Consider the following 22,731-nt stretch of genomic DNA (forward strand, 5'->3'; position numbering starts at 1 on the left):
GAAACTCTTCCACCAGCCGGGATTTTCCGACGCGCCTGCTGCCCCGGATGAGCACTGCGCGACCCCGCCGCGTCCCACGGTCCGTAGACGCTGGACGGGCAATTCCACCTCGACGCAGGAAGAGTTCGGGTCGACAACGATGCGTGGGCTGAACTCTTGGCCGAGCCGCCGAACTTCACCTACGCCGACATCCTGGCGGCCAGGCGTCCCGGTGCGGGGCGGCGTCATCAGAGGCTGATCGACAACAGATCTCGCGACCTGGTCGTACGGGGCCTCCCGCAGCGGAACCGACTCCAGCTAGATGCGCGACCGCCTACGACGACGGGCGTACCTGGGCACGAATTGCCTAAGCAGAGCTGCGTACACGTTGCCATCGGCTGTCGGAGTCCGCAGCTGCCTAGACCGCGCGAGGATCGATTCCGTGAAACTCTCCTGGGCGCCGGTCATCGGCGCCGTGACCGGCATAGCCGAGCCACTACGGTCCAGTTGGCCCGGGACAGCAGCGTCTGGACGGTACGGGATTCCGGCAGTCGGGCACTGACCACATGGACAAGTGGACTCCCGATGGCAAGTGGTGAGGAAGAGTATGCAAAGACAGCAACGTCGAGGAATCGTGGCGATCGCCACGCTGACATTCGGAGCCGTACTGGCCGGCGTAGCGTTGTGGGCGATTCCCGCGACGGCCAAGACCAGATCCGCCCCTGCGGGCACAAGTCGGCCGGCGGCAACCATGACGGCGCCCACGTTCCCCACGTTCGTGCATCTACCGGCCGATCAGCCGGCGCACCCGAACACACCCATCGAATGGTGGTACGTGGTCGGCCACCTCAACGCCCGCGGTCATCGGTTCGGCTACCAGGTCACGATCCTCAACATCGGTGGGGCACCGCAGGCGTTGATCGCGATCACTGACAAGACCACCGGCAAGTACTACACGCAGAGCCAGCGTTACTCGCCTGACCAGACGAGCTTTTCCACAACCGAGCTCGACGTCCGCACGCCACATGCGACGCTGTCCGGGCCGATGGATGCGATGCGCCTGCACGCCACGCTGCCGGTCGGGGAGATCGATCTGATCCTCAGCGCGCGCGGACCCGCGATGTACAACAACGGGACCGGGCTGATCCCGTTTCTCGACGGCACGAGCTACTACTACTCCCTGCCCAGCCTTGCGACGCAAGGAACGCTCAAGGTGAACAACCGTACCTACCCGGTGACCGGAGAGTCGTGGTTGGACCGCCAGTGGGGTTCCTGGAAGCAGGACACCTTGCAGAAGTGGACCTGGATGGCCCTTCAGCTGTCCAACGGTGACCGGGTCAACCTGTGGGACCTGCTCGCCACGGATGGCGAGTTTCCCTACGCGACGGTGCTCCGCCCGGACGGGACCCATGAGGTTGTCGCGGTGAAACCGCTCGCCGGCACCACCTCCGACTTCTGGACCAGCCCGTCCAGCGGGAAACGGTACGGCACTCGGTGGACCGTCAACATCCCCGCGCTGGATGTCAGCCTCACCGTTGTCGCCCGGCCACAGGGTCAGGAACTCCAGGCCTCCGGCGGACTCTACGAGGGTGCGGCCACCGTCACCGGACGGTATCGGGGCAAGCCGGTCAGCGGGCTGGCATACGCCGAGCAGTACGGCAACTGGCGATAGTGCCCGCGATCCCGGGGCTCGAGGCAGCGGTGGAAGGCTGCGAGACGAACGTCGACTCCCGCGACGTGAGCCCTGGGAGGCAGAAGGGACGGTGGCGAATGTTCGAGCGCAAGGCGTCAAGCGGATTCGCCGCAAGGAAGCGGCGCTGATCTTGTTCCGCCACCTCGACGACCGTGCCGCTGGTCAAGGGCTGACGAGTCCTGTTTGGTAGGCGATGACCACTAGTTGCGCGCGGTCGCGAGCACGGAGTTTCACCATGGCTCGGCTGACATGGGTGCGTGCCGTGGCTGGGCTGAGGAACAGCTCGGCGCCGATCTCCTGGTTGCTCATGCCCTGACCGACCAGGGCGAGGACTTCTCGTTCGCGTTCGGTGAGCACCGCAAGCCGCTCCTCGGCCGCCTGGTCGGCTGTCCGTCGGGCGGTGAATTGTGAGATGAGGCGGCGGGTGATTCGCGGTGCCAGCAGCGAATCTCCGGCGGCGACGACACGTATGCCGTGGAGGAGCTCGGCAGGGCCGGCGTCTTTGAGCATGAAACCGCTCGCGCCGGCTTGGAGTCCCTCGAAGACGTACGCGTCGGTGTCGTAGGTGGTCAGGATGAGGATGCGGACGTGTTCGAGTCCGTGGGTCGTGGCGATCTCCTGGGTGGCCCGGATGCCGTCCATCGTCGGCATCCGGATGTCCATGAGTACGACGTGCGGCCGGCTGGCTCGGGCTTGCTCGACGGCCTGGGCGCCGTTGGCGGCTTCGCCTACAACTTCGATGCCGTCCTCGGCGTCGAGGAGCGACCTGAAGCCTGATCGCACCAGACCCTCGTCGTCGACGAGTAGCACCTTGATCGGGACATCATCGAAGGACGTGGTCACCGGGCTGTCCCTCCCGCCGGCGCAAAGGGGAGTCGCGCAGTGACCGCGAACCCGCCGCCAGCTGTCGGCCCGGCGTCGAGGTGGCCGCCCAGGAGCTGACACCGCTCGCGCATGCCGATGATCCCACGCCCTGGTACGGCGGTCCTTGCGCCGTTGGAGGGGCCATCGCCACGCCCGTTGGTCACGCTCAACTCTAGGGAGTCGACTCCGTAGTCAAGCCCGACTGTCACGTGCGTCGGACCGACGTGCCGGATCACGTTGGTGATCGACTCCTGGAGGATCCGGTAGGCAGCGCTGTCCACCACGCTGGGCAGCGCCGCGGTCGGCGGCGCACTGTCGAGCATGACGTCGAGTCCGGCGTGGCGGGCCTTTGCGATCAGTACTTCGATCTGCCCGAGGCCGGGGTGCGGCGCTCGCCCGTCGTCGGTGTCTCGGAGTACGCCGAGGATGGACCGCATCTCGCGCAGCGCCTGGGAGCTGGTCTGCTCGATGGCCAGCAGTGCCTCGCGGGTCCGTTCGGGCCGTTTGTCGAGTAGGTGGGCGGTGACGCCGGACTGGACGTTGATGATGGCGATGGCATGAGCGACGGTGTCGTGGACATCGCGTGCGATCCTGAGTCGTTCTTCGTCGACGCGGGCCCGGGCTTCCTCCTCTCGGGTTCGTTCGGCAAGCTCGGCTCGCTCGATCGCGTCGGCGGCGATGACGCGCCGGGTCCGGACCGACTCGCCGAGGGCGGCGCTCATCACCGACGCCCCGATCCGGAAGAACACCCATCCGATGGCGGCGGGTGGCTCGATGTCGGTTGCGGCGAGCAGCCAACCGGCCGTCAGCACGGTGATTCCGGCACCGGCGATTGCCAGTGACCGGCGGCCGTCGCCGTACGCGGTGAGGGTGTAGAGGGCGACGAAGAGCCCAAGCCAGCCCGGTCCGTCGGGGAAGTCCAGGGTGTAGTAGATCAGGCTGGCGAGCGCGGTGATCGCGAAGACAGTCACCGGGAACTGGCGCCGCAGGGCAACGACGGCGCCACTCGCGATCAGCAGGATGTATCCGAGGTGTCCGAAGTCCGCGAGCGGACGTAGCACCGATTCGGGGTCCGCAGCCACTTTCGCCAGGGTGCCTTGGACCTGCATCACAGTGATGAAGAGCGCGAGAAACAGGTCCAGCCCAAGCGCGGGCAGGCGGAACGACACGGCGCGGGCTTGCATGTCGCGATCATAGGTCTTCCGGCCGCAGTGACGACTCCCATCAGGTACGCGGGCCACTACGGCGACGAGCGCGGTCCGGCCAGGGGCCGGCTACGTCGAACGGCGTAGACAGTGCAGTCCTCGATCGGACGTCCCGATCTCGTCGCCGACGAGACGATCGACTCCGTTACATCACTGATGGAGGCCTTCATGACCGAGACGTACCTGCCCGCCGATCGCCACGACGGCGCCGATCCGGTGCGCCCCGGGCCACTGGGACGGCTGGCCCGCGTGTCCTTCCGCCGGCGAGGGATGGTGCTCCTGGCCTGGCTGGTGGGGCTCGTCCTCGCGATCGGTCTGTCGGCCTCGTTCGGGGGAGAGAAGGTCAACGGGGCGTCGCTGCCGGGGTCGGACTCCGAGCAGGCACAGACACTGCTGAAGGAGCGGTTCCCGGCTCAGGCGGGCGATCGCATCGATGTGGTGATCCGCGCCGACAACGTGGCCGGCAGTGCGGTCCGGAGTCGGGTCGAGGCGCTCTTCGCAGAGATGGAAGACCTGCCGCACGTCGCCGAGGTGGAGGATCCGTACGCCGCCGCCGCGGCGGTCTCACCGGATGGCCGAACCTTGGTCGCACGCGTCTACCTCGATGTCGCAAACCCCAACGACATGCCGGTCGAGGACACCGAGAGGTTGCTGGCTGCCACCGACAAGGCGGACGGCGAAGGCCTGGAGATCGCCCTCACCGGCCGGGCGGTTCAGCAGGCAAAAGCTCCGCAGGGAGGCAGCACCGAGATGCTGGGGCTGATCGCGGCCGCCGTGATCCTGCTGATCACGTTCGGGTCGCTGGTGGCAGCTGGGCTGCCCCTGGCACTGGCAGTTGGTGGGCTGCTGGTGAGTTCCAGCCTGGTCGGCCTGGTGGCCGCGGTAGTGGATGTGCCCGACTTCGCGCCGCTCATCGGGGCGATGCTCGGCATCGCAGTGGGCATCGACTACGCGCTGCTGATGGTGACCCGGTTCCGGGAGTTGCGGGCCGCGGGGCTCGATCCTGAGCTGGCCACGGTGGCGACCCTCGACACCGCCGGCCGGGCCGTCGTCCTCGCCGGTGGAACGGTGATCGTGAGCATGGGCGGACTCTTCGCGATGGGACTGTCCATCATGAACGGCACCGCCGTCGTGACGATGGTGGCGGTACTGGTCGTGATGCTCGCCGCTCTGACGCTGTTCCCCGCGTTGCTGGGGTACCTGGGCAGGTGGATCGAGCGGTTGAGACTGCCGCTGGGACGCCGCCGCGTCGCACGGGTCTCGGCCGACGGTCACTTGATCCCGGCCCGCGGCTGGCTGCGGTGGAGCCGCGTCGTGCAACGGCACAGCGCGCTCGCCGCTGCGGGGGGCATCGCCGTGCTGGTCGTGCTGGCCGTGCCCTTCCTGGGGGTCCGGTTCGCGATGCCCGACGCGGGCAACGATCCTGAGAACACCTCCAGCCGGCAGGGCTACGACATGCTGACCGAGGCCTTCGGCCCGGGCAGCAGCGGTCCGCTGCTGGTGGTCGCGGATCTCGGGCAGGCCGCCGGGGACACGGCTCTCGGGAAGCTGCGCGCTGGACTCGCAGCGGCAGACGGTGTCGCCGCGGTGTCGCCGCCGCGAATCAACTTGGCCGGCGACACCGCGCTGATCACAGTCGTGCCCACCACGGGACCGCAGGACAGCGCCACCGTGGATCTGGTGCGCTCTGTTCGAGACAAGACGATCCCGGCCGCCGTCGAGGGCACCGGTATCCAGGCACATGTCGGCGGGCGGACCGCCACGACGATCGATCTCAACTCATCGGTCGTCGACCGGCTCCCGTACCTCATCGGCGGAGTCGTCGTCACGTCGGTGCTCCTTCTGCTCGTGGCATTCCGCAGTGTCGTGATCGCCGTCACCGCGGCGATCATGAACCTGCTCTCCGTGGCGGCCGCGTACGGCGTACTGGCGTTCTTCCTCGACGGAGGCTGGGCCGGCAACCTGATCGGCATCGATTCGCCGGCGCCGTTGGCGGGCTACGTTCCGGTGATCATGTTCACCCTGCTGTTCGGTCTCTCCATGGACTACGAGGTCTTCCTGATCAGCTGGATGAGGGAGACCTGGGTGCGCACTCGGGACAACAGTCGGGCCATCCTCGGCGGGCTGGCCGGAACCGGCCGGGTGATCACCGCAGCCGCCTCCATCATGATGGTGGTCTTCGCGGCGCTGATCGCGCTCGACGATGTGACCATGAAGTCGTTCGGGATCGGCATGGTCGCGGCGATTCTGGTGGACGCGACAATCGTCCGAATGCTGCTGGTCCCGGCGGTGATGCGGCTGCTCGGTGACAGCAACTGGTGGCTGCCCCGTCCTCTGGAGCGCTGGGTGCCCCGTCTGCACGTCGAAGGGCGGCCAGACGCGTACCTGTCTGCGCGCGACGCCGAGGCACCGACGCCGGCCGCAGTCGGATCCTGACGCCACCACCCGCCGCGGTATAGCCTGGCTCAGTTGCCGACGACTGTCACCAGGTCGTCTCGGTCGCACCGGCTCAGCACCGTGAAGTCGGTCCCGAGCAGCCGGCAGACCTCCGCAGCAACCACGGTAAACAGCTGCTCCGGCGGCGGCGCCGCCTGCGCGACCAGAGTCGCGACCCGGCGCAGCGCCGCCTGTTCGTTGCTCACCCGGCGCAGCGCCGCCTGTTCGTTGCTCAGCCGGCGTAGTTCGGTGCGCGCTCGCGCACCGACTGCGGCGGTGGTCAGCAGCTCGGTGAACCCGGCCAGCCGTGCCTCGGCGTCCGCGGCCAGCAGGTCGTACGTGTGAGCCACCATGATGACTCCCCATTGCTGGCTGTCGACGACGATCGGCACTGCGACGACGGACCGAAGTCCCCAGGCCTGGCACGGGTGGGTCGGCCCGTGGATGACCGCGCGAAATCGACGTTGCGGCAGGTGGGGAGGCGGGCTGTTCTAGAGGGTGAGGGCTTTGAGGGCGACGGTGTTGGCCATTGCTTCGGCGCCTCTGTCGTTGAGGTGCATGCCGTCGCCGCTGTCCAGGGTGGGGTGGATGTAGTCGGGATCTGCGGGGTTCTCCACTGCTCGGGCGACGTCGAAGACGCTGTCGAAAATGGTGGTGGTGCGGATCCAGTCGTTCACCTCGCGCCGGGTGGCGAGGCCGTCGGGCGTGCTGATACCCGGGTAGACCGCGCCTGCGAAGGGGCCGATGGTGGCGGCGAGGATCTTGAGGCCGGCCTGGTGGGCGCGGTGGGCCAAGGCCGTGAACCCCTCGAGGAGGGCGTCGGTTGTGGCGGCAGGTTCGCCGGTCATGCCAGGGAGGCCGAGGTCGTTGATGCCGAAGTGCACCAGGACGTGGGTCAGCCGGGGGATCGAGAGGACGTCGCGGTCGAAGCGTGCCAGGGCGTGTTCTCCGACCTCGTCGCGGAGCAGACGGTTCCCGGCGATGCCCTGGTTGACGACCCATCCGTGCTCGAGGCGGCGGTTGAGCATGTCGACGGAGCGGTTGTTCGCGCCGATGGTGGAGCCGACGCCTTCGAACCATGAGTCGCCGAACGCGACGGCGACAGCGGTGTCGTCCGGCGCGAGTACGTCGACGCCCGCGACGTAGAACCTTCCTTCCACTTCCTCGGCTCCGGTTGATTCGCCGGCGCCGACCTGGTTCCCGGTGACGATGCGGGCGGTTTCCGCGGGCTTGTGGGAATAGGTGGCCAGGCCCGTCTCCTGAGGGAAGTACAGATCGAGAGTGAGGTTGGTGCCAGGGGCAACGGTCAGGTCGATCGGGTCGCTGACAACGTCCTCGCCCGGCGGAATGGTGAGCTTCTCGCTGCCGTCGAAGGTGAGGGCGGCCTGTCCGTGGACGGCGGCGATCGTCGCGGCGCCGATGATCAGGGCGGAGCGGCCGTACCGGTTCGTCAGGCGGACCCGGAGTCGTTGGCCGCCGCCGGCCATGAAGAGCGCCTGGCGCACGGTCTGGTCGGAGAAGCCTCGCGGTTCGCTGAGTTTGACGACCTCGTAGGGGCTGATCACCGCGGTGCGGAAGCCGGCTGTCCAGATCATGTTCGCTCCGTTCTAGGAGGTGAGAATATGCTTCGAAGTCAAAGCACGATCTAGATTGCTGCGAACTCGAAGCATATGTCCAGGAGATGTGACGGCCGACACAATGCTTAGGATTCGAAGCAGGTAGGGTCAGGGAGATGACCGGCGACCACGGCGCCCAAGCGCTCGATCCTGAGCAGCTGGGGGCCTATTTCGCGCTCGTGGAATCCGTCAGCGTGCTCCAGCATCAGGTCGAGCAGCACCTGCGTAAGGAGGGCAACCTCAGCTACGTGCAGTTCCAGCTCCTGGCCCGGCTCGCCGATGCTCAGGGCCGGCTCACGATGACGGACCTGGCTGACGGAGTCGTCTACAGCCGAAGCGGCCTGACCTATCAGGCGGGTTTGCTGGAGAAGGCAGGACTCATCACTCGCGGCCCGAGTCCCGAGGATGAACGCGCCACTCTGGTCGGTATCACCGACAAGGGACTCGCTCTGCTCGGTCGCCTCTTGCCCGGCCACGTCCAGGACATTCGCCGCCTCCTGTTCGACTCCCTCTCGGACGACGACCTGCACCAGCTGGGCGACATCATGGCGCGTGTTCGCGACCACATGCGCGCCCAGCCGCCCCGCTCCGCGGCCCCCCGCAAACGCCGCGGTCGCGGGTGATCGATCGGCTGTAGCCGGGCATCGGCCACAACGAGCCGGATCCGGCCGGGCGGATCTGTGAGTGCCCGGCCGGACCTCCCTTCTCTCAGGTTCGAGCGAGCCGGAACGCTCGGTGGATCGTCTGTTCGACGGCGTTGCCTGAGCGATCCTTGACGACAACCCGCAAGGACCCGAATTGACGTCCGCTCGAGGCGCCAGCGGCAGGCAGCGTCGCCGTCAGCGACCCGCGATCCATCTGTGTCTTCAGTTCTTTCCAGGCTGCACCGTCGTCATAGGAGAACCAGACCGAGGCTGACGCAACTGGGACCACGCTGCCGTCCTGGCGACTGACTCGTGCCCTGAAGGCGAGCGGTTGCCGCGGGTCGGCGCTGTTCTGGACCGACAGCGGCAGATCGTAGGCGATGGACAGCAACGGCAACGGTTCTGCCGCACCGGCGACACGGCCCGACCGGAAGCTCCAAACCGTATGCGTCCAGGTCGAAAGCCTGCTACTTGTCGACGACTTGTTCGAGGCTGTCATGTCGAGCCGGTATTCGGCGTCGGCGGCAGGAACATCGATGTCTCCGAAACCGGCGTACGGGAAGGTTGCGAGCAGTTCGGATCCTCTGAAGAGCTGGCTGCTCGACTCAGCGATCACTCCGCCCTGATGTCCGTCAGCGTCGGCAACGGCCATCACCTTGAAATGCAAAGCGTCGCCGCTACGGGTCGATAGTGCGCTGCCCCGCGGATTCGGTGCCAGCGGCCCCTTTCCCCAAGTCTCCTGGTGGCGCCCCGATTCGTAGGTCCTGCTCGTGCTGGCGAGGTTGGACGTGACGTTGTTGCGCGTCACTGTCGTCCACGCGCTGTCACCCGCCGAGACGTACTCCGTTCGCGCATAGGGCGCCGAGTGCAACTCCCGCACGGTCGTCAGCGAGCACCTGCACGGAGCGGTCGGGAACCTGGTGATCTCAACCGGGGTACCGGTGCCATCAGCGGCGTACTGGCTGTCGATACGAGCCAGATCGGAGTGCCGGACCGTCCGGACCATGGATTCCGCAATGCGACCGGGATCGTGAAACGCGAGATCGTAGCTGTACGGCGAGTCCACGATCCCCGTGATCCCGACCGAGCCCTTGAGGACGCGGAGGCGTCGGCCCTCGGCGTACGACAGGGTCGCTGCAGGAATCTGCGCCCCAGCGACGAACCCGCGCAGCAGTCCAGGCTCCGCCGGAGTGATCAGCGCCATCGACGCACCTGCCTCGGCTGCCGCGCGGATCTGGTCCGTCAGGGAGATGGAAGCTGACTCACGAACAAGGACGATCTTGCCGGCAAGATCGCGACCGGCCGGCGAGGTGCCGACATCGACCAGGCTGGTGCGCAGCCGTCCCGCATGATGCGGAGAACCCGCCAAGTAGGTTGGCGCGAAGGTCTCGCGACCGGCTTCGAGCGTCAGCCAGGGAGCCGCCAGATGCCAGGTCGTGTAGACGTCGTACCGGCCATCGGTGACGGTGCTCGTCGGAGTCGCGGACAGTCGCTGAACCTCTCCAGCCTCAGGTAGGAGGACCAACGAGTCGACGAAGTCGTTGCCGTTGCCATCGCCACGCACCCAGCCGAACACGACGCTCTCGGCCGCGGCGCCTTCCGGGGTTCGCGCCGCCACTGGGCGTGCGTCCTTCGCCTTCAGGATTAGATGCGCGTTGCGGTCGAGCACGCGCTGTGGATCGGCCACGACGCTCATCTCGGAAGTGAACCGATCCGACTCGTCGTTGGTATTGACCAGGGCGGTGATGCTGTACGTCGCTTTGGGAATCCGCAGGTGCAGAGTCTGTCCCGCGGTGACACTGCCGTTGATGTAGCCCCAAGGCTCGAACAGACCCTTGCGGTAGTTGTAAAGGGTCACGCTCCCGGATGCGGGCCGGCCCAGGCGATCGGCGAGGCTGACCGAAACGTCGACCAGGTCGCCCTGCCGATAGAAGCCGAGCAGCGTCGTAACCGGGACGGAACCTCCGGTGGCCACCATCCGCCCGGAGTACTGTCCCGGCTTCACTGCCGAGGTGTCCAAGGTGATCGTCGCCGACGCGGATCCCTTGGGCTGCACGACCAACTGGTGGGGGCTGACGTTCAGTGCCGCAGACGGGACGGGGGTGCCGTCGTCGGCCTGCATCACCGCGTTCACAGTCAAAGTGACCGGCTTGTCCCCATCGTTGTGGTAGGTCAGCGTCCGGGTGTGAGGTGCGGCAGTCTCGGCGAGATATCCGAGGTTCAGTACGGACTCGCTGACCCGAACGGTCGTCGCGACGGCGCGGTCGACGGCGACCGACCCTGCACCTTGCCCCCAGATCGGCTCGTCCTCGACGGGGATCGCCGTCGAGACGAGCGCTGCTTTCAGCTGAGCTGCCGTCCAGTCAGGATGCCGCTGCGCGAGGATCGCCGCTGAACCCGCAACATGCGGAGCAGCCATTGAGGTGCCTGACAGAGACATGTAGCGGTCGCCAACCGGGCGTCCGATCACGCTGCCGGCGGCGCGGGCCGCAACAACGTCAGTCCCAGGTGCGCTGATCTCCGGCTTGATGGCGTTGTCGCCGGCCCTGGCGCCACGGCTGGAGGTCGGATTCAGCCGTCCGTCAAGCTGCATGTTGGCCACCGCGAGGGCGGAGTCGGCCGTTGCTGGTGAAGTGACGGACTGCTCGAGCGGCCCGGAGTTCCCCGCGGAGACGACGAAGAGTGTGCCGCTGGACTCGCTGAGCCTGTTGACGGCTTGGCTCAATGGATCGGAGCCGTCGGTGGGATAGCTGCCGAGGCTGAGATTCACGACTTTGGCGCCTTGGGCAACAGCCCATTCCATTCCGGCGATCAGCCAGGAGTCCTGGCCGGCTCCGGTGTCGTCGATGACTTTGCCGACCAGGAGTTTCGCGCCAGGCGCCACACCGGCGTACTGGCCCTTTGACGCTGCTCCAGAACCGGTCACGATCGAGGCTACGTGGGTACCGTGGCCGACGAGGTCATTGGTGTTGCCGTCCGGGGTGAAAGAGCGCGTGGCTACGACCTTGCCGTCGAAGTCGGGATGTCCATTGTCGAGTCCGGTGTCCAGTACGGCGACCTTCACATCGCGCCCGTCGTACCCATCCCGCCAGGCTTGCGGAGCGCCGGTCGCCGGGACTGTCCGGTCGAGCGTGGGGCGTACCTTGCCATCGAGCCAGATCTTTGTGATCCCGTCCTCGAGCCTCATCGCCGTCAGGGGCTTGCCGGTACCGTGCGCGACAACATCCGCCCAGAAGAGTCTGGCGGTCGACTTGGCCGCGGTCAGGGCGCGTGCATGCGCACTCTTGAGCGATGCCCCGAGTCGCGCGCCGTCCGGCGCGGCCTGTGGGACTGCGGCTCCATAGCTCAGGAGCAGAGGCAGATCCGGCCGGCTCGCGTCGTCATAGCCTTGCTCGATCAGGCCTGTCACGTCGAACAGCCGTCCGTCGAGCATGCCTCCGTCGACCAGTTGCTGCGCTGACAGCGGGATCACATGGGTGTGGCCGGCTCGTTCGAAGACCCGGAACGCCGCTGACGGCGATTTGGCGTCCACGACCGTCTGCATGCGACCATCCGCTGCCTGTTGAACGTGTACTACGTCGCCGGTGATCAGAGTGACGGTCTTTTCCGCGCCGGCAGTTGCCTGCGGAGGCGCGGATCCCGGTGATGGGTTCGCGCTTGCACCTGGCGCGGTGAGTGGTAGCGCAGTCAGAAGTAGCGCCACGCCGGCGCTGATGACCCTTCGACGCATGAGAGTCCTTTGGGATGACGCGTCGGTGTTCGACGCGCGCAGTCGGTGAGAGGGGTGCCCGTTGGTCATTGCTGGAAAAACGTGGTCAGGGCCGGCTTCAGGGAGGCTGGTGACACCGCGTGGCTCTGTCCGTCGAGGACCTGGTAGGTGCCATCGGGTAGGACTGCGGCGAGTTGCTCAGCCCCGGTCCGCAGGAGTTCCGGTGCCTTGCCGCCGGCCATCACGAGGGTCGGTACCTTCACGTCGGCGAAGTCGGCGGGGGTGAGCGGCTTCCCATAGATCCTGTCGCCGACGATCGTGACGTCGTACGGAAGCGTGTGCGCGACGCGCGTCAAGCGCTTCCACAACGGAAGGAGGCGCATAATTCCGACTGCGATACCTGGCGCGCCCATCCCCTTCGTCATCATGTACCGCACCGCTGCACTACGGTTGCCTTCAGCAACAAGCATACCCAGGTGCTGCGGGAAGTCCGTGGGTGGCAGCGGTTTGCTGGTGTCGACGCGGAACGGCGGTTGGTACAGCGCGAGGCTGCGAATGCCGATATCAGCCGCGGCGGCATGCAGTGCCAGCGCGGCACCGGAGGACTGTCCCCAGACGTATGCCTCACCGCCGGCTGCCCGGACAAGCGCCCGCAGGTCTTCGATCTCGCGCTGAATCGAGTAGGGCTGGGTGTCCGTACTGTCGCCGCGTCCCCGGCGGTCGTAGTTGTATACGGTGAAGTGATCCGACAAGGCCGCCATCAGCTTGGGCAGCATCGGGTACTTGCGGTAGCTGAATGCCCCGGCGACGAGGATCAGGGCCGGACCCTTGCCGGCCTGGTCGTACGCGATCGTGGTGCCGTCACGCGAGGTCACTGTCTGCATGATCGTGTTCTCCTATGGAGTCTGGTTTCCGTATCAACACGTCGAACGACCATGCCTGGGATCGACAGCCGCAGGAAGGCTCGTTCGAAGTACCCGGGCGCGTGCCATCGTTTCTGCCGCTCCATCATCCGGAGAGACACGGGCGACGAAGACGTTCGATGCATTCATGGCCGGAAGATAGCGATGGTCGTCCCCGGCTCGGCCCCGCGTTCGTCACGGAACCGTCACTGATCAGCTGAGCGACCGGATCAGGGGCGGGCCACGCACGCTGACGCGTCAGGTTGCGGGTGACGTACCGATGAGAAATCCGAGATCAACCTGGGATAAGCCGGACTAACTTGCGCCTATGATCCGTACCGACCGACTGCTGCTCCGTCAGTGGACGATCCTTGATCGCGGCCCGTTCGCGGCGATGAGCGCTGATCCAGAGGTGATGGGGTATTTCCCCCAGTTGTTGAGCCGTGAGCAAAGCTTCGCCATGGTGGACGGATGTACCCGCTCCATCGAGGCCGAGGGATATGGTCTGTGGGCTCTGGAGGTGCGGGAGACCGGCCGTTTCATCGGCTTCACCGGATTGGCCCCGGCTGACCTGGATACCCTCATCGGCCCCGCCGTCGAGATCAGCTGGCGGCTCGTCAGAGATTCCTGGGGCTTCGGCTATGCCAGCGAGGCTGCCCGAGCGTGCCTGAAGTTCGCCTTCAACTCTCTTGGTCTCCCCGAAGTCGTATCGGTGACGGCCACTGTCAACAAGCGCTCCCGGCGGGTGATGGAGCGGATCGGCATGATTCACAACTCTGCGGAGGATTTCGACCACCCGCGGGTTGCTCCGGGCCACCGACTCGAACGGCACGTGCTCTACCGGATCGACCGCGAGCGGTGGCGGCGAACCGCGTGGATGGCGTCGCAGCTGGCGATGGACGAGTTCACGCTGCCCCACTCCGGGCCTCTTCCCTGGCCGGCGAGATAGCAGCGCCTCGTGGTGTCCTGCCAGCGGCCCCTACGCCGGGAAGTCCACGGCGCCGGGGCATCTCGATGTGTTGCTCGAGGGGTTCGTTGCTGCTGGCAACGTCCAGGCTCTGGCGTTGTATGTGACGGTCGAGGGCATGGGGTGCCCCCGTCCTCACTTCTTTCTTCCAGGTCCGGGTGCATCTACCCAAACGCGTGCCACCCCATGCCAAGAAGGGCCTGACGCGCGGCTGCCGGTCATAGTTACATCTGGTCGTCGGCGGATAACCGTTGCGCAAGATTTCTCGCCGCATGTTTATGGGGTGTCGAATTACTGCACGCGCGTTCGACGCATTCAATGAACCATTCCCGACACCGAAGATCAAAGAGGAACAGCATGAACACCAGAACCCTGCTCGCAGCCGGAGTGATCGCCGGCCCCTTGTTCGTCGCGACGGTCGCCGCGCAGCTGCTGACCCGTGACGGCTTCGACATCACTCATCAACCGATGAGCCTGCTGAGTGTGGGCGATCAAGGGTGGATCCAGATCACGAACTTCGTCGTTGCCGGAGTCCTCGCTTGCGTCTTCGCAGGCGGACTGAAGCGCTCGCTGCAGACCGGCCGTGGGACGACCTGGGCGCCTCGCTTCACGGTCCTGTTCGGCATCGGGCTCATCGCCGGGGGCGTCTTCCCTCCGGACGCGGCTCTTGGATACCCGATCGGGACTCCGGACGAGATCCCAGCGGACTTCACCTGGCATGGCACCTTGCACGCCTTCGCACCGCCCCTGGCGTTCACCTCCCTGGTGGTCGTGAGCCTGATCCTCGCCGGCCGGTTCAAGAATGAACGACAGCCCGGCTGGTCGTTCTTCTCTGCTGCGAGTGGCGTGGTTTCGCTCACACTCAGTGCGTGGCCCGATCCGGACAGTTCAAGCTGGCGGCTGGCCATCTCGGTACTAGTCGGGTTTGCGTGGTTCACCGCCCTGGCTTTGCAGCGCCTCCATCGGTTCGGTCATCGCGTAGTCGCGGGTGCTGTCGACCATCGCCTAAGGGGCTGATTTCACGGCAGGCGGGCCGCTCGTGTCGAGATCGCCTTCACCTGTTCGACGCAGTTGTGGGGAACCTATCGGACGTGGCTCACCCGTCATGGGCCCAGCTTCTGAGGAGGCGGCATGCAGCCAGTGGAGTTCAGGATCTTGGGTCCGCTCGAGGTCTATGCGGGCGCAGACAAGCTCCTGGTTGGCGGCAACCGCGGACGCAGCATCCTGGCGGCCTTGTTGCTCGAGGCCAACAGAGTGGTGTCCATTCAGCAATTGATCGCTGCTGCCTGGGGAGACGAGTTCCCGGCCGGGGTGCGCACGCAGGTCCAGAACCGTGTGTCCGATCTCCGGAAGCTCTTCCGGAGCAGGGCCGGCGGTGTCGACCCGATCGGAACCCGAGGGTCTGGCTACATGGTGAACGTGGGGGAGGGACAGCTCGACCTGCACGAGTTCGAGCACGACCTACGTCGGGCGGCGGTTCTCGAAGAGCAAGGCCGCCGCGTGGAGGCGATCCGTGCCCTCGACGCCGCGATGGCCTGGTGGCGGGGTCCGACCCTCGACGGAATGTCCACCCCGGTTCTAGAGGTGGCAGCGATACGGATCGAGGAGCGTCGGCTCGGCGCGCTGGAGTGGCGGGCGCGCCTGCGCCTCGAACTGGGCCAGCATGCTGAGGTCGTATCGGAACTCGTCGGGCTGGCCGCGGCGCACCCGTATCGGGAGGGCATCCAGAGTCTGTTGATGCTGGCTCTCTATCGGGCTGGTCGAAGGGCGGAGGCTCTGGAGGCGTTCCGGCGTGCCAGCGGACTCTTCCGGGAGCAGTTGGGTGTCGATGCGGGGGCGGAGCTCCAGCGCTTACATGAAGGAATGCTTCGTGGTGACACGTCGCTCGACCAGATGCCACAGACGGCCTATCTCACGGCAGCAAGACACGGTCCTTGCGAGGAGAACGGGTCGCAGCAGGCGGCGCCGGTCGATGTCGGAGGCAACATGTCCGAGGCGACCCATCATGAACTGGCCCGGCTACGTCGGGAGAACGTCGCGCTGACAGTCGAGCGGGACCTCTTGAAGGGCTACCTGGACCTGTGGGTGCGAGAGACAACAAGATCCAGTGACTCACGCGTGACGGACCCGTGACGGTTCGGACAAGGCTGCGCTGACCGTCAGTCCGCGACCGCCCGGTCAACGCGGACCTTGGCGGCCGCAGAGAATCCAGGAGGTAGGGCCTTTGTCCGCCACATCGAAATCCTCGAGGCTTCGCCGCAGCGGGCTGTCGCTGACGGCGATCACGCTCATTGCGAGTTTGGTCGGCGCATCGTCGTCGAGCTGGGCCGCGGACTCGGTCCAGGGCGACTCGGTCCGGACGGAAGCTGCCGCGAAGGGACCACAAACCGCGTCGGTGTCCGTTGCGCCGGTTCGGCCGGCTCGAGATGGTGCGGCGAAGCCGCCGGTCTTCCGTGCCGACTCGCCGCAGCTTCCTGAGCCCGCTATTGCTGTCGTCGACCTTCCCGCTGGACCGGAGGGTGGACGACTCGCACGCACGACTGTCGGCGGGCTCCCGCTGGAGATCGCGTCCGTCGACGCCGCCCGGCCATCGCCCGCACCTGCCGTCCGGGCGCCGAAGGAGGGCGGCGATGCGCCTGGGAAGGTGCGAATCGATGTCCTGAGGCGAGACGAATTCAACGATCCCGGAGCGCTGGTCGCGATGCGCGTCACCCGGGCCGACGGCCAGTCCGCAGCGGCGCGGATTCGCGTCCAGGTTGACTACTCACATTTTCGTGCGGCGTACGGCGGTGACTGGTCGAATCGGCTGAAGTTGATCGCTGTACCTGAGTGTGGTCTCGCTCCGAGGGCTGGCACGAACTGCGCCCCCAAAGCATTGGCGTTCGCCAACAAGCCGGCGCAGGACTCCATCGCTGCCACTGTGCCGCTGACGGTAGATGCCCGATCCGGAGAGGCGAAACCGGCCTCGGCAATCGTCATGCTTGCGTCCGGCGCGGAGTCGGCTACCGGTGACTTCACCAAGACCCAGCTGTCCCGGTCGGCGTCCTGGCAGCAAGGTGGGGCTTCGGGCGGATTCACCTGGAGCTATCCGGTCGCGATGCCCAAGGTGCCCGGTGGCCTCGTCCCGACGGTCAGCCTCGATTACTCGTCGGCTGCTGTCGACGGGCAGACCGCGGGTGAGAACGTCCAGCCCGGGTGGATCGGCGAAGGCTGGTCGTACGACCCGGGGTTCATCGAGCGGTCGTTCCGATCCTGCAATCAGGACACGAACTCCTCGCCGTACTGGTCATCGACCACCCAGATGAGCGACTCGTGCTGGCGGATGCAGAACGCCAAGATCGTCTGGAACGGTCACTCGACCGACCTCATCCCGTCGGACACCTCGACCAGCCCCAACAAGTCGTTCCCCACCACCTGGCATCTTGCCGACGACGATGGCACGAAGGTTGAGTACATCGCCGGCGCCGGGAGCTCGGTGACACTCAACTGGCACGACGAGATGTGGAAGGTCACCACCAAGAACGGTACGCAGTACTGGTTCGGCAAGTCGTTCGTTCCTGGGACCACGACTCGGACCAACTCGGTGCTCGGTCAGTCCGTCATCGGCAACCACTCGGGTGAGCCGTGCTTCTCGACGGCCGGCGTGACCGAGTCCTCCTGTGCCATGGCCTACCGGTGGAACCTCGACTACGTGGTCGATGCCCTCGGCAACTCGATGGTCTACACCTATGTCAAGGAGTTCAACAAGCAGCGGGTCGCGAACTCGCAGACCAAGACGGCGCCCTACGACCGCGCCGCGACGCTGTCGACCATCGACTTCGGACTGCGGGCCGGATCCGAGAGCACGAACACCGCGCCGGCACGGGTCAAATTCTCTACCGACGATCGCTGCTTCACCACTTCCTGCGCAACTCACAGCGGCGCCAACTGGCCCGATACCCCGTGGGACCTGAACTGCACCGCGGCACCTTGCGATACGCCGTCGTTCTGGACCGCCAAAAGGCTGACAAAGATCGACACGCAGATCTTGGCCGGTGCCGGGACGGGATACCGCACGGTTGACAGTGTCGCCTTGAACCAGTACTTCCCGGGGACCGGTCACGGCACGTCACCAGCACTGTGGCTGGCGATGCTCACCCGCACAGGGTCGGATGCCGGACCGGGAGTCTCAGGTGGCGAGGTGACCCTGCCGCCGATCGTCTTCTACGGTGGGCCTCTCCAGAATCGTGCCCTCTTCAGCCCGACCTCGGGGGCTCCGGAATCCTGGAAGTATCGCGTGACCGGCATACTCACCGAAACGGGCGGCAAGGTCGAGGTCAGCTACTCCGGCATGGACACCGGCTGCGTGTACCCGTCGGGAGCACCGGACCCGGCCAAGAATGCACGGCGCTGCCTCCCTCAGCTCTACGAGGGGGCATGGACCTGGTGGCACAAGTACGTCGTCGATCAGGTGGTGGAACGGGATCTGGTCGCCGGCAGCCCGACCGTGGTGCACGCCTATCAGTATCTGACTTCCGCTGTGACCGCAGGGGTAACGGTTGGCGCGACCGATTCGGCCCTCTGGCATCACGATGCGAACGCGTTCAGTTCTCCGATGCCCGGACGTTCCTGGGGTGAGTGGCGCGGCTATCCGATGGTCGTCGAACGCACCGGCACAGGCAGTGACGGACCCAAGACCAAGACGGCCAGACTCTTCTTCCGCGGAATGAACCGCGATCGCACCGATACAGGCGACGACAACCGCACGGTCAAGCTGACCGACAGTTGGGGTTGGCAGTTCTCTGACGAGCCGTACCGTGCCGGGCAGTTGCACGAAACGCTCACGTACGACGGCGACACCGACACGATCCTCAAGAAACAGATGTACGACACGATTGCCGTCGCCGTCACCGGGACGCGCACCTTGTCCAGCACTTGGGCAACGAATTACCCGGACAAGGCCTACCGCATCGACTCGGACGAGAACCGGACCTGGACACTGATCAAGTCCCGAGGACAGACAGGCTGGGCCGCCTACCGCAGTGGACCGACGAGTTCGACAACCTACGACGCCTACCACAACGTGACTGCCGCATCGGAGCTCGGCGACCTGGACGTCATCGGTGACGAGACGTGCACCACGACCAGCTACAACCTGAACGCCGGCAAGTACATCGTCGACAAGCCCAAGGTCGTGCAGACAGTCGGAGTCGCCTGCAGTGCGGCGCCATCGATCCCGAACGACGTGTTGCGTGGGACCCGGTTCTACTACGACCAGCCAGGTACGGGGACCCAAAGCCTCGATCTGCCGCCGACCGCTGGGCTCACTACACAGGCGGAGTCACTTCGGGACTACAGCGGCACGACTGCCGACTGGATCAGGACCTGGACGGTGGTCAGCCGAGATGTCTTCGGCCGGACGATCAGCGGCAAGGACGCGCTGTCCCAGCCGACGACCACTCAGTACGTCGAGACGAACGGCCTGACCACCTCGATGGTCGTGACGGATGCACTGGACAACCATCTCTCGACACAGCTCACCCCCGCTCGAGGAAAGCCCGCCGCGGCTACCGACGCCAACGGTAAGACGATCACCGGAGAGTACGACGCGCTTGGTCGCCTGCTGAAGGTCTGGCGGACAGGTCACCCGGTCGGTGGTACGCCGGATGCCGAGTACACGTACTCGATCAGCGGGGAGACCGCGGCGCCGTACGTCCAGACGAAGGCACTCGGGCCGGACGGTCAGCAGTTGAGCTCCTACGAGATCCTGGACGGACTGCTCCGGGCGCGGCAGACCCAAACGCAGGCGCCGGACGGCAAGCGGGTTATGTCCGACACCTTCTACAACTCCAGCGGTCAAGTTACGAAGTCCGGCACCTACTACAACGCGGACTCTGTCCCGACCGCAGCCATCAGCACCGCGACGAACTACAACACGGCCGTTATGCAGCAGATGTGGTACACCTACGACGGCTCTGGACGGAAGCTGACTGAGGCTCTCCTGCAAGGCACGCTGCGTGGCCCTCAGGAGCAGTCGAGAACGAGCTACTCCTACGATGGCGACCGCACCACCGTTGATCAGCCGCAGGGCAGTACTGACACGACGACAGTCGTAGACGCCCTGGGTCGCCAGACACAGGTCCTGCAGTACAAGGCGTCCACACCAACCGGTGACGCCGATGCCACCAGCTACTCCCACGACCGGATGGGCCAGCTGACGCGGATCACCGACGCCGTCGGCAACCACTGGGACTACACCTACGACCTCCTCGGCCGGAAGGTCAGGACGGCGGATCCCGACTCGGGTGCCTCCACGTCGGCGTACGACAACGCCGGCCACATCGTCTCGACAAAGGATGGTCGAGGTCAGGTCGTCACTACGGACTACGACCAGCTCGGTCGGAGGACCGCCACCTATGCGGACACTGGCGCTGCCCGGAAACAATTGACCGCCTTCGTATATGACACGGTGGCCAAAGGGCAGCTGACGTCGTCGACCCGCTATGTCGATGGTGTTGCGTACAGCACCAGGGCCACAGCATTCGATGACGGCTATCGCCCCCTACGTACAGAGACGACAATTCCCACGGTCCCGACGGGCAGCGCGGGGGAGAACGCGCTAGCCGGCACCTACGTTGCAGCGATGACCTACCGGGTCAACGGCGCTCCGGCGACGACGAGTCTGCCTGCTGTTGGCGGTCTGCCCGCAGAGATTCTGACGTCCGGCTACAACTCAGGTGGTCTACCGACATCGCTCACGAGCGGCGCGCAGACCTACGTCGCCGAAACCGGATACACCTACGACGGCAAGGTCGCCACGCGGCTGCTCGGCGGGGAAGCCGCCAAGCAGGTGAGCAGCACCTACGGATACGACGCATCGACTCGGCGCCTGACGTCACTGTTCACCGCCAAGGCGGATTCGAGTTCGCCGGGTTCGTGGATCGGTCAGGCGGGAAGCCAATATCGGTATGACGACGCTGGCAACCTCATGTCGATCGCGGGGTCGACCGTGGCCGGTCCAGCCGATCAAGAGCAGTGCTTCAGGTACGACTACTTGCGCCGGCTCACGGCTGCGTGGACCCAGGTCAGCGGCGAATGTGCCACGCCTCAGAAGACCGGCGCTGACCCGTACTGGATGAACTGGGCATTCGATCTCACCGGCAACCGCAAGTCGCAGATCATCTTCGGTGCCGACGGCGCCGAGGTGTCCAGGTCGACGTACGAGTATCCGCCGGCGGGTGCCGCCCAGCCCCACACGCTCCGGGGCGTCACCACGACTGGGACGGAGGCCGGTGCCACCGCGTACGAGTACGACGCAAGCGGCAACACGCTCAAGCGCCCCGGAACCGGAGGCACTGACCAGACCTTGACCTGGGATGCCGAAGGGCATCTCAGCGGGTTGTCAGAAGGGAGCCAGGCAGACGGATTCGTGTACATCTATGACGCCGACGGGGCGCGGCTGATTCGGAAGGATCCCACCGGTGCCGCGACGCTGACCTTGCCTGACGGGACCGAGTTGACGTCCAACGCCGCGGGCGTGGTCGCCGCGACTCGGCACTACATTCACGCCGGCACCACGGTTGCCACCCGCATTGCGAGTCGCGATGCGCAAGGCAACCTGACCGGCAGCGACAAGCTGGCCTGGACAGTGGGGGATCACCACGGCACCGGTGAACTGGCCGTCGACGCAACCACAATGAACGTCGGCCGTCGACGCAGCCTCCCGTACGGCGCGCCGCTCGGCCAGCAAGCCGAAGGTTTCGGATCGAAGGGCTTCGTTGGCGGAACGCAGGATCCGAGCGGCCTCACCCACCTCGGTGCCCGCGAGTACGACCCAGCGACGGGCAGGTTCATCAGTGTCGACCCTGTCTTCGTGCAGGAGGATCCCCAGAGCTGGAACGGGTACGCATACGCCAACAACAGCCCAGTCACATCCAGCGACCCGACCGGCCTCCAGCGTTCACCAGACACACCGCGAGGCCCCCTCAATCCAGACCAGGATCCGGACACGGCGCTGAACTCTCCTAGCCCACTTGGCCCGTGCAACTCTGCATGTGCACGTCAGCGCTTGTCGAACGGTCCGAACCAACTACTTGCCGCCGTGACCGCGCAGCTTCCAGACCAACGGCTCCTTGCTATGAACGGGAGCGATGCAGACTGCCGCAAAGTCTATTCGCCGTACTGCGTCATGAATGGCCCGGGTGCTGCTCGCATCTACCAGGTCGAGAACATCGTCGGTGACTGGAGAATCCTCGATCCACTCCCGGGCGCCATGTTCGTCGGCCAGATTCCGATCGATCCGCAAGTCGGCGGGTTCACCGGCACCAGGACAGACGGTCTGCTGGACGCCACGAGTACCACCACACGCCTTGACGCCAAGTTCGGCTTGCCCTCGAAGCTGCTTCCGCTCGTCACAGATGTGGGGTTCAACTACGGTCGCGACTACACGCACACGATCACGAACCAGTTGCTGACCTCGTTGAGCGCCAACTACACCGTGAAGCCAGGTGCCGAGCAAGCATTCATAGCTCCTCAGATCAGCATCCAATGGGTAAGGCACGACCTCTACAAGCCCAGAGCTGATGGCAAGCCAAGAGACTTCCGCGGCTCGTACTGGACTGCCAACTGGGAGTACACCGGGCTAGCCGTTCAGCAGGTCAGCAGGAAAGAGGCAAACGCCGCGTTGAACGACAGAGGCAAAGACCCTCTGGACCTGATCACAACCTGGTACTAGCAC

13 protein-coding genes are annotated in these 22,731 nt (G+C 65.8%); 7 read left to right on the forward strand and 6 right to left on the reverse strand.

Features of this window, described 5'->3' with window-relative positions:
* Positions 1–613 precede the first annotated feature (613 nt).
* Entirely contained in the window at positions 614–1,651 is a 1,038-nt protein-coding gene (locus OG555_RS24375) for a lipocalin-like domain-containing protein (protein WP_329474853.1), read from the forward strand.
* Between the two features lie 183 nt (positions 1,652–1,834).
* Here the strand turns inward: OG555_RS24375 and OG555_RS24380 are convergent, their stop codons facing one another.
* Entirely contained in the window at positions 1,835–2,515 is a 681-nt protein-coding gene (locus OG555_RS24380) for a response regulator transcription factor (RefSeq protein WP_329474855.1), read from the reverse strand.
* The gene (locus OG555_RS24385; protein ID WP_329474856.1) at positions 2,512–3,720 is read right to left on the reverse strand and encodes a sensor histidine kinase; all 1,209 of its coding nucleotides are present in this window, start codon (positions 3,718–3,720) and stop codon (positions 2,512–2,514) included. The genes OG555_RS24380 and OG555_RS24385 overlap by 4 nt, the downstream gene beginning before the upstream one ends.
* Positions 3,721–3,909: 189 nt before the next feature.
* Here OG555_RS24385 and OG555_RS24390 point away from each other — a divergent pair, with 189 nt between their 5' ends.
* Positions 3,910–6,177: an MMPL family transporter gene (locus tag OG555_RS24390; protein WP_329474857.1), complete on the forward strand. Its 2,268-nt coding sequence runs from the start codon at positions 3,910–3,912 to the stop codon at positions 6,175–6,177.
* A gap of 29 nt (positions 6,178–6,206) precedes the next feature.
* Here the strand turns inward: OG555_RS24390 and OG555_RS24395 are convergent, their stop codons facing one another.
* Both OG555_RS24395 and OG555_RS24400 read right to left on the reverse strand, forming a co-directional pair.
* On the reverse strand, positions 6,207–6,569 hold the full coding sequence (locus OG555_RS24395; protein WP_329474858.1) for a hypothetical protein: 363 nt from the start codon (positions 6,567–6,569) through the stop codon (positions 6,207–6,209).
* A gap of 99 nt (positions 6,570–6,668) precedes the next feature.
* Positions 6,669–7,772: a GDSL-type esterase/lipase family protein gene (locus tag OG555_RS24400; RefSeq protein ID WP_329474859.1), complete on the reverse strand. Its 1,104-nt coding sequence runs from the start codon at positions 7,770–7,772 to the stop codon at positions 6,669–6,671.
* A gap of 137 nt (positions 7,773–7,909) precedes the next feature.
* Here OG555_RS24400 and OG555_RS24405 point away from each other — a divergent pair, with 137 nt between their 5' ends.
* Positions 7,910–8,416, forward strand: a complete 507-nt coding sequence (locus OG555_RS24405) for a MarR family winged helix-turn-helix transcriptional regulator (RefSeq protein ID WP_329474860.1) — start codon at positions 7,910–7,912, stop codon at positions 8,414–8,416.
* Between the two features lie 85 nt (positions 8,417–8,501).
* On the opposite strand, the gene OG555_RS24410 is transcribed toward OG555_RS24405, so the two are convergent.
* Positions 8,502–11,981, reverse strand: a complete 3,480-nt coding sequence (locus OG555_RS24410; RefSeq protein ID WP_329474861.1) for a S8 family serine peptidase — start codon at positions 11,979–11,981, stop codon at positions 8,502–8,504.
* Positions 11,982–12,232: 251 nt separating this feature from the next.
* A complete protein-coding gene (locus OG555_RS24415; RefSeq protein WP_329474862.1) occupies positions 12,233–13,030 on the reverse strand; it encodes an alpha/beta fold hydrolase in 798 nt (265 codons plus the stop codon).
* A 346-nt stretch (positions 13,031–13,376) separates the two neighbouring features.
* Here OG555_RS24415 and OG555_RS24420 point away from each other — a divergent pair, with 346 nt between their 5' ends.
* The 4 genes from OG555_RS24420 (at position 13,377) to OG555_RS24435 (ending at position 22,728) form a co-directional block, all read left to right on the forward strand.
* A complete protein-coding gene (locus OG555_RS24420; protein WP_329474863.1) occupies positions 13,377–13,997 on the forward strand; it encodes a GNAT family N-acetyltransferase in 621 nt (206 codons plus the stop codon).
* 375 nt (positions 13,998–14,372) lie between these two features.
* Positions 14,373–15,032, forward strand: a complete 660-nt coding sequence (locus OG555_RS24425) for a DUF998 domain-containing protein (protein ID WP_329474864.1) — start codon at positions 14,373–14,375, stop codon at positions 15,030–15,032.
* Positions 15,033–15,146: 114 nt separating this feature from the next.
* Complete coding sequence (locus OG555_RS24430; protein ID WP_329474865.1) at positions 15,147–16,148, forward strand: AfsR/SARP family transcriptional regulator; 1,002 nt, start codon at positions 15,147–15,149, stop codon at positions 16,146–16,148.
* 91 nt (positions 16,149–16,239) lie between these two features.
* Positions 16,240–22,728: an RHS repeat domain-containing protein gene (locus OG555_RS24435; protein ID WP_329474866.1), complete on the forward strand. Its 6,489-nt coding sequence runs from the start codon at positions 16,240–16,242 to the stop codon at positions 22,726–22,728.
* Positions 22,729–22,731 lie beyond the last annotated feature (3 nt).

Source organism: Kribbella sp. NBC_01484 (assembly GCF_036227145.1).
Classification (GTDB): domain Bacteria; phylum Actinomycetota; class Actinomycetes; order Propionibacteriales; family Kribbellaceae; genus Kribbella.

What these genes read in the sequence shown, in the direction of transcription:
- OG555_RS24425 (WP_329474864.1), top strand. Translation starts at nt 14,373, where the DNA reads ATGAACACCAGAACCCTGCTCGCAGCCGGAGTGATCGCCGGCCCCTTG.
- OG555_RS24430 (WP_329474865.1), top strand. Translation starts at nt 15,147, where the DNA reads ATGCAGCCAGTGGAGTTCAGGATCTTGGGTCCGCTCGAGGTCTATGCG.
- OG555_RS24385 (WP_329474856.1), bottom strand. Translation starts at nt 3,720, where the DNA reads ATGCAAGCCCGCGCCGTGTCGTTCCGCCTGCCCGCGCTTGGGCTGGAC.
- OG555_RS24410 (WP_329474861.1), bottom strand. Translation starts at nt 11,981, where the DNA reads ATGCAGACGGTCGTGGACGCCAAATCGCCGTCAGCGGCGTTCCGGGTC.
- OG555_RS24400 (WP_329474859.1), bottom strand. Translation starts at nt 7,772, where the DNA reads ATGATCTGGACAGCCGGCTTCCGCACCGCGGTGATCAGCCCCTACGAG.
- OG555_RS24405 (WP_329474860.1), top strand. Translation starts at nt 7,910, where the DNA reads ATGACCGGCGACCACGGCGCCCAAGCGCTCGATCCTGAGCAGCTGGGG.
- OG555_RS24415 (WP_329474862.1), bottom strand. Translation starts at nt 13,030, where the DNA reads ATGCAGACAGTGACCTCGCGTGACGGCACCACGATCGCGTACGACCAG.
- OG555_RS24390 (WP_329474857.1), top strand. Translation starts at nt 3,910, where the DNA reads ATGACCGAGACGTACCTGCCCGCCGATCGCCACGACGGCGCCGATCCG.
- OG555_RS24420 (WP_329474863.1), top strand. Translation starts at nt 13,377, where the DNA reads ATGATCCGTACCGACCGACTGCTGCTCCGTCAGTGGACGATCCTTGAT.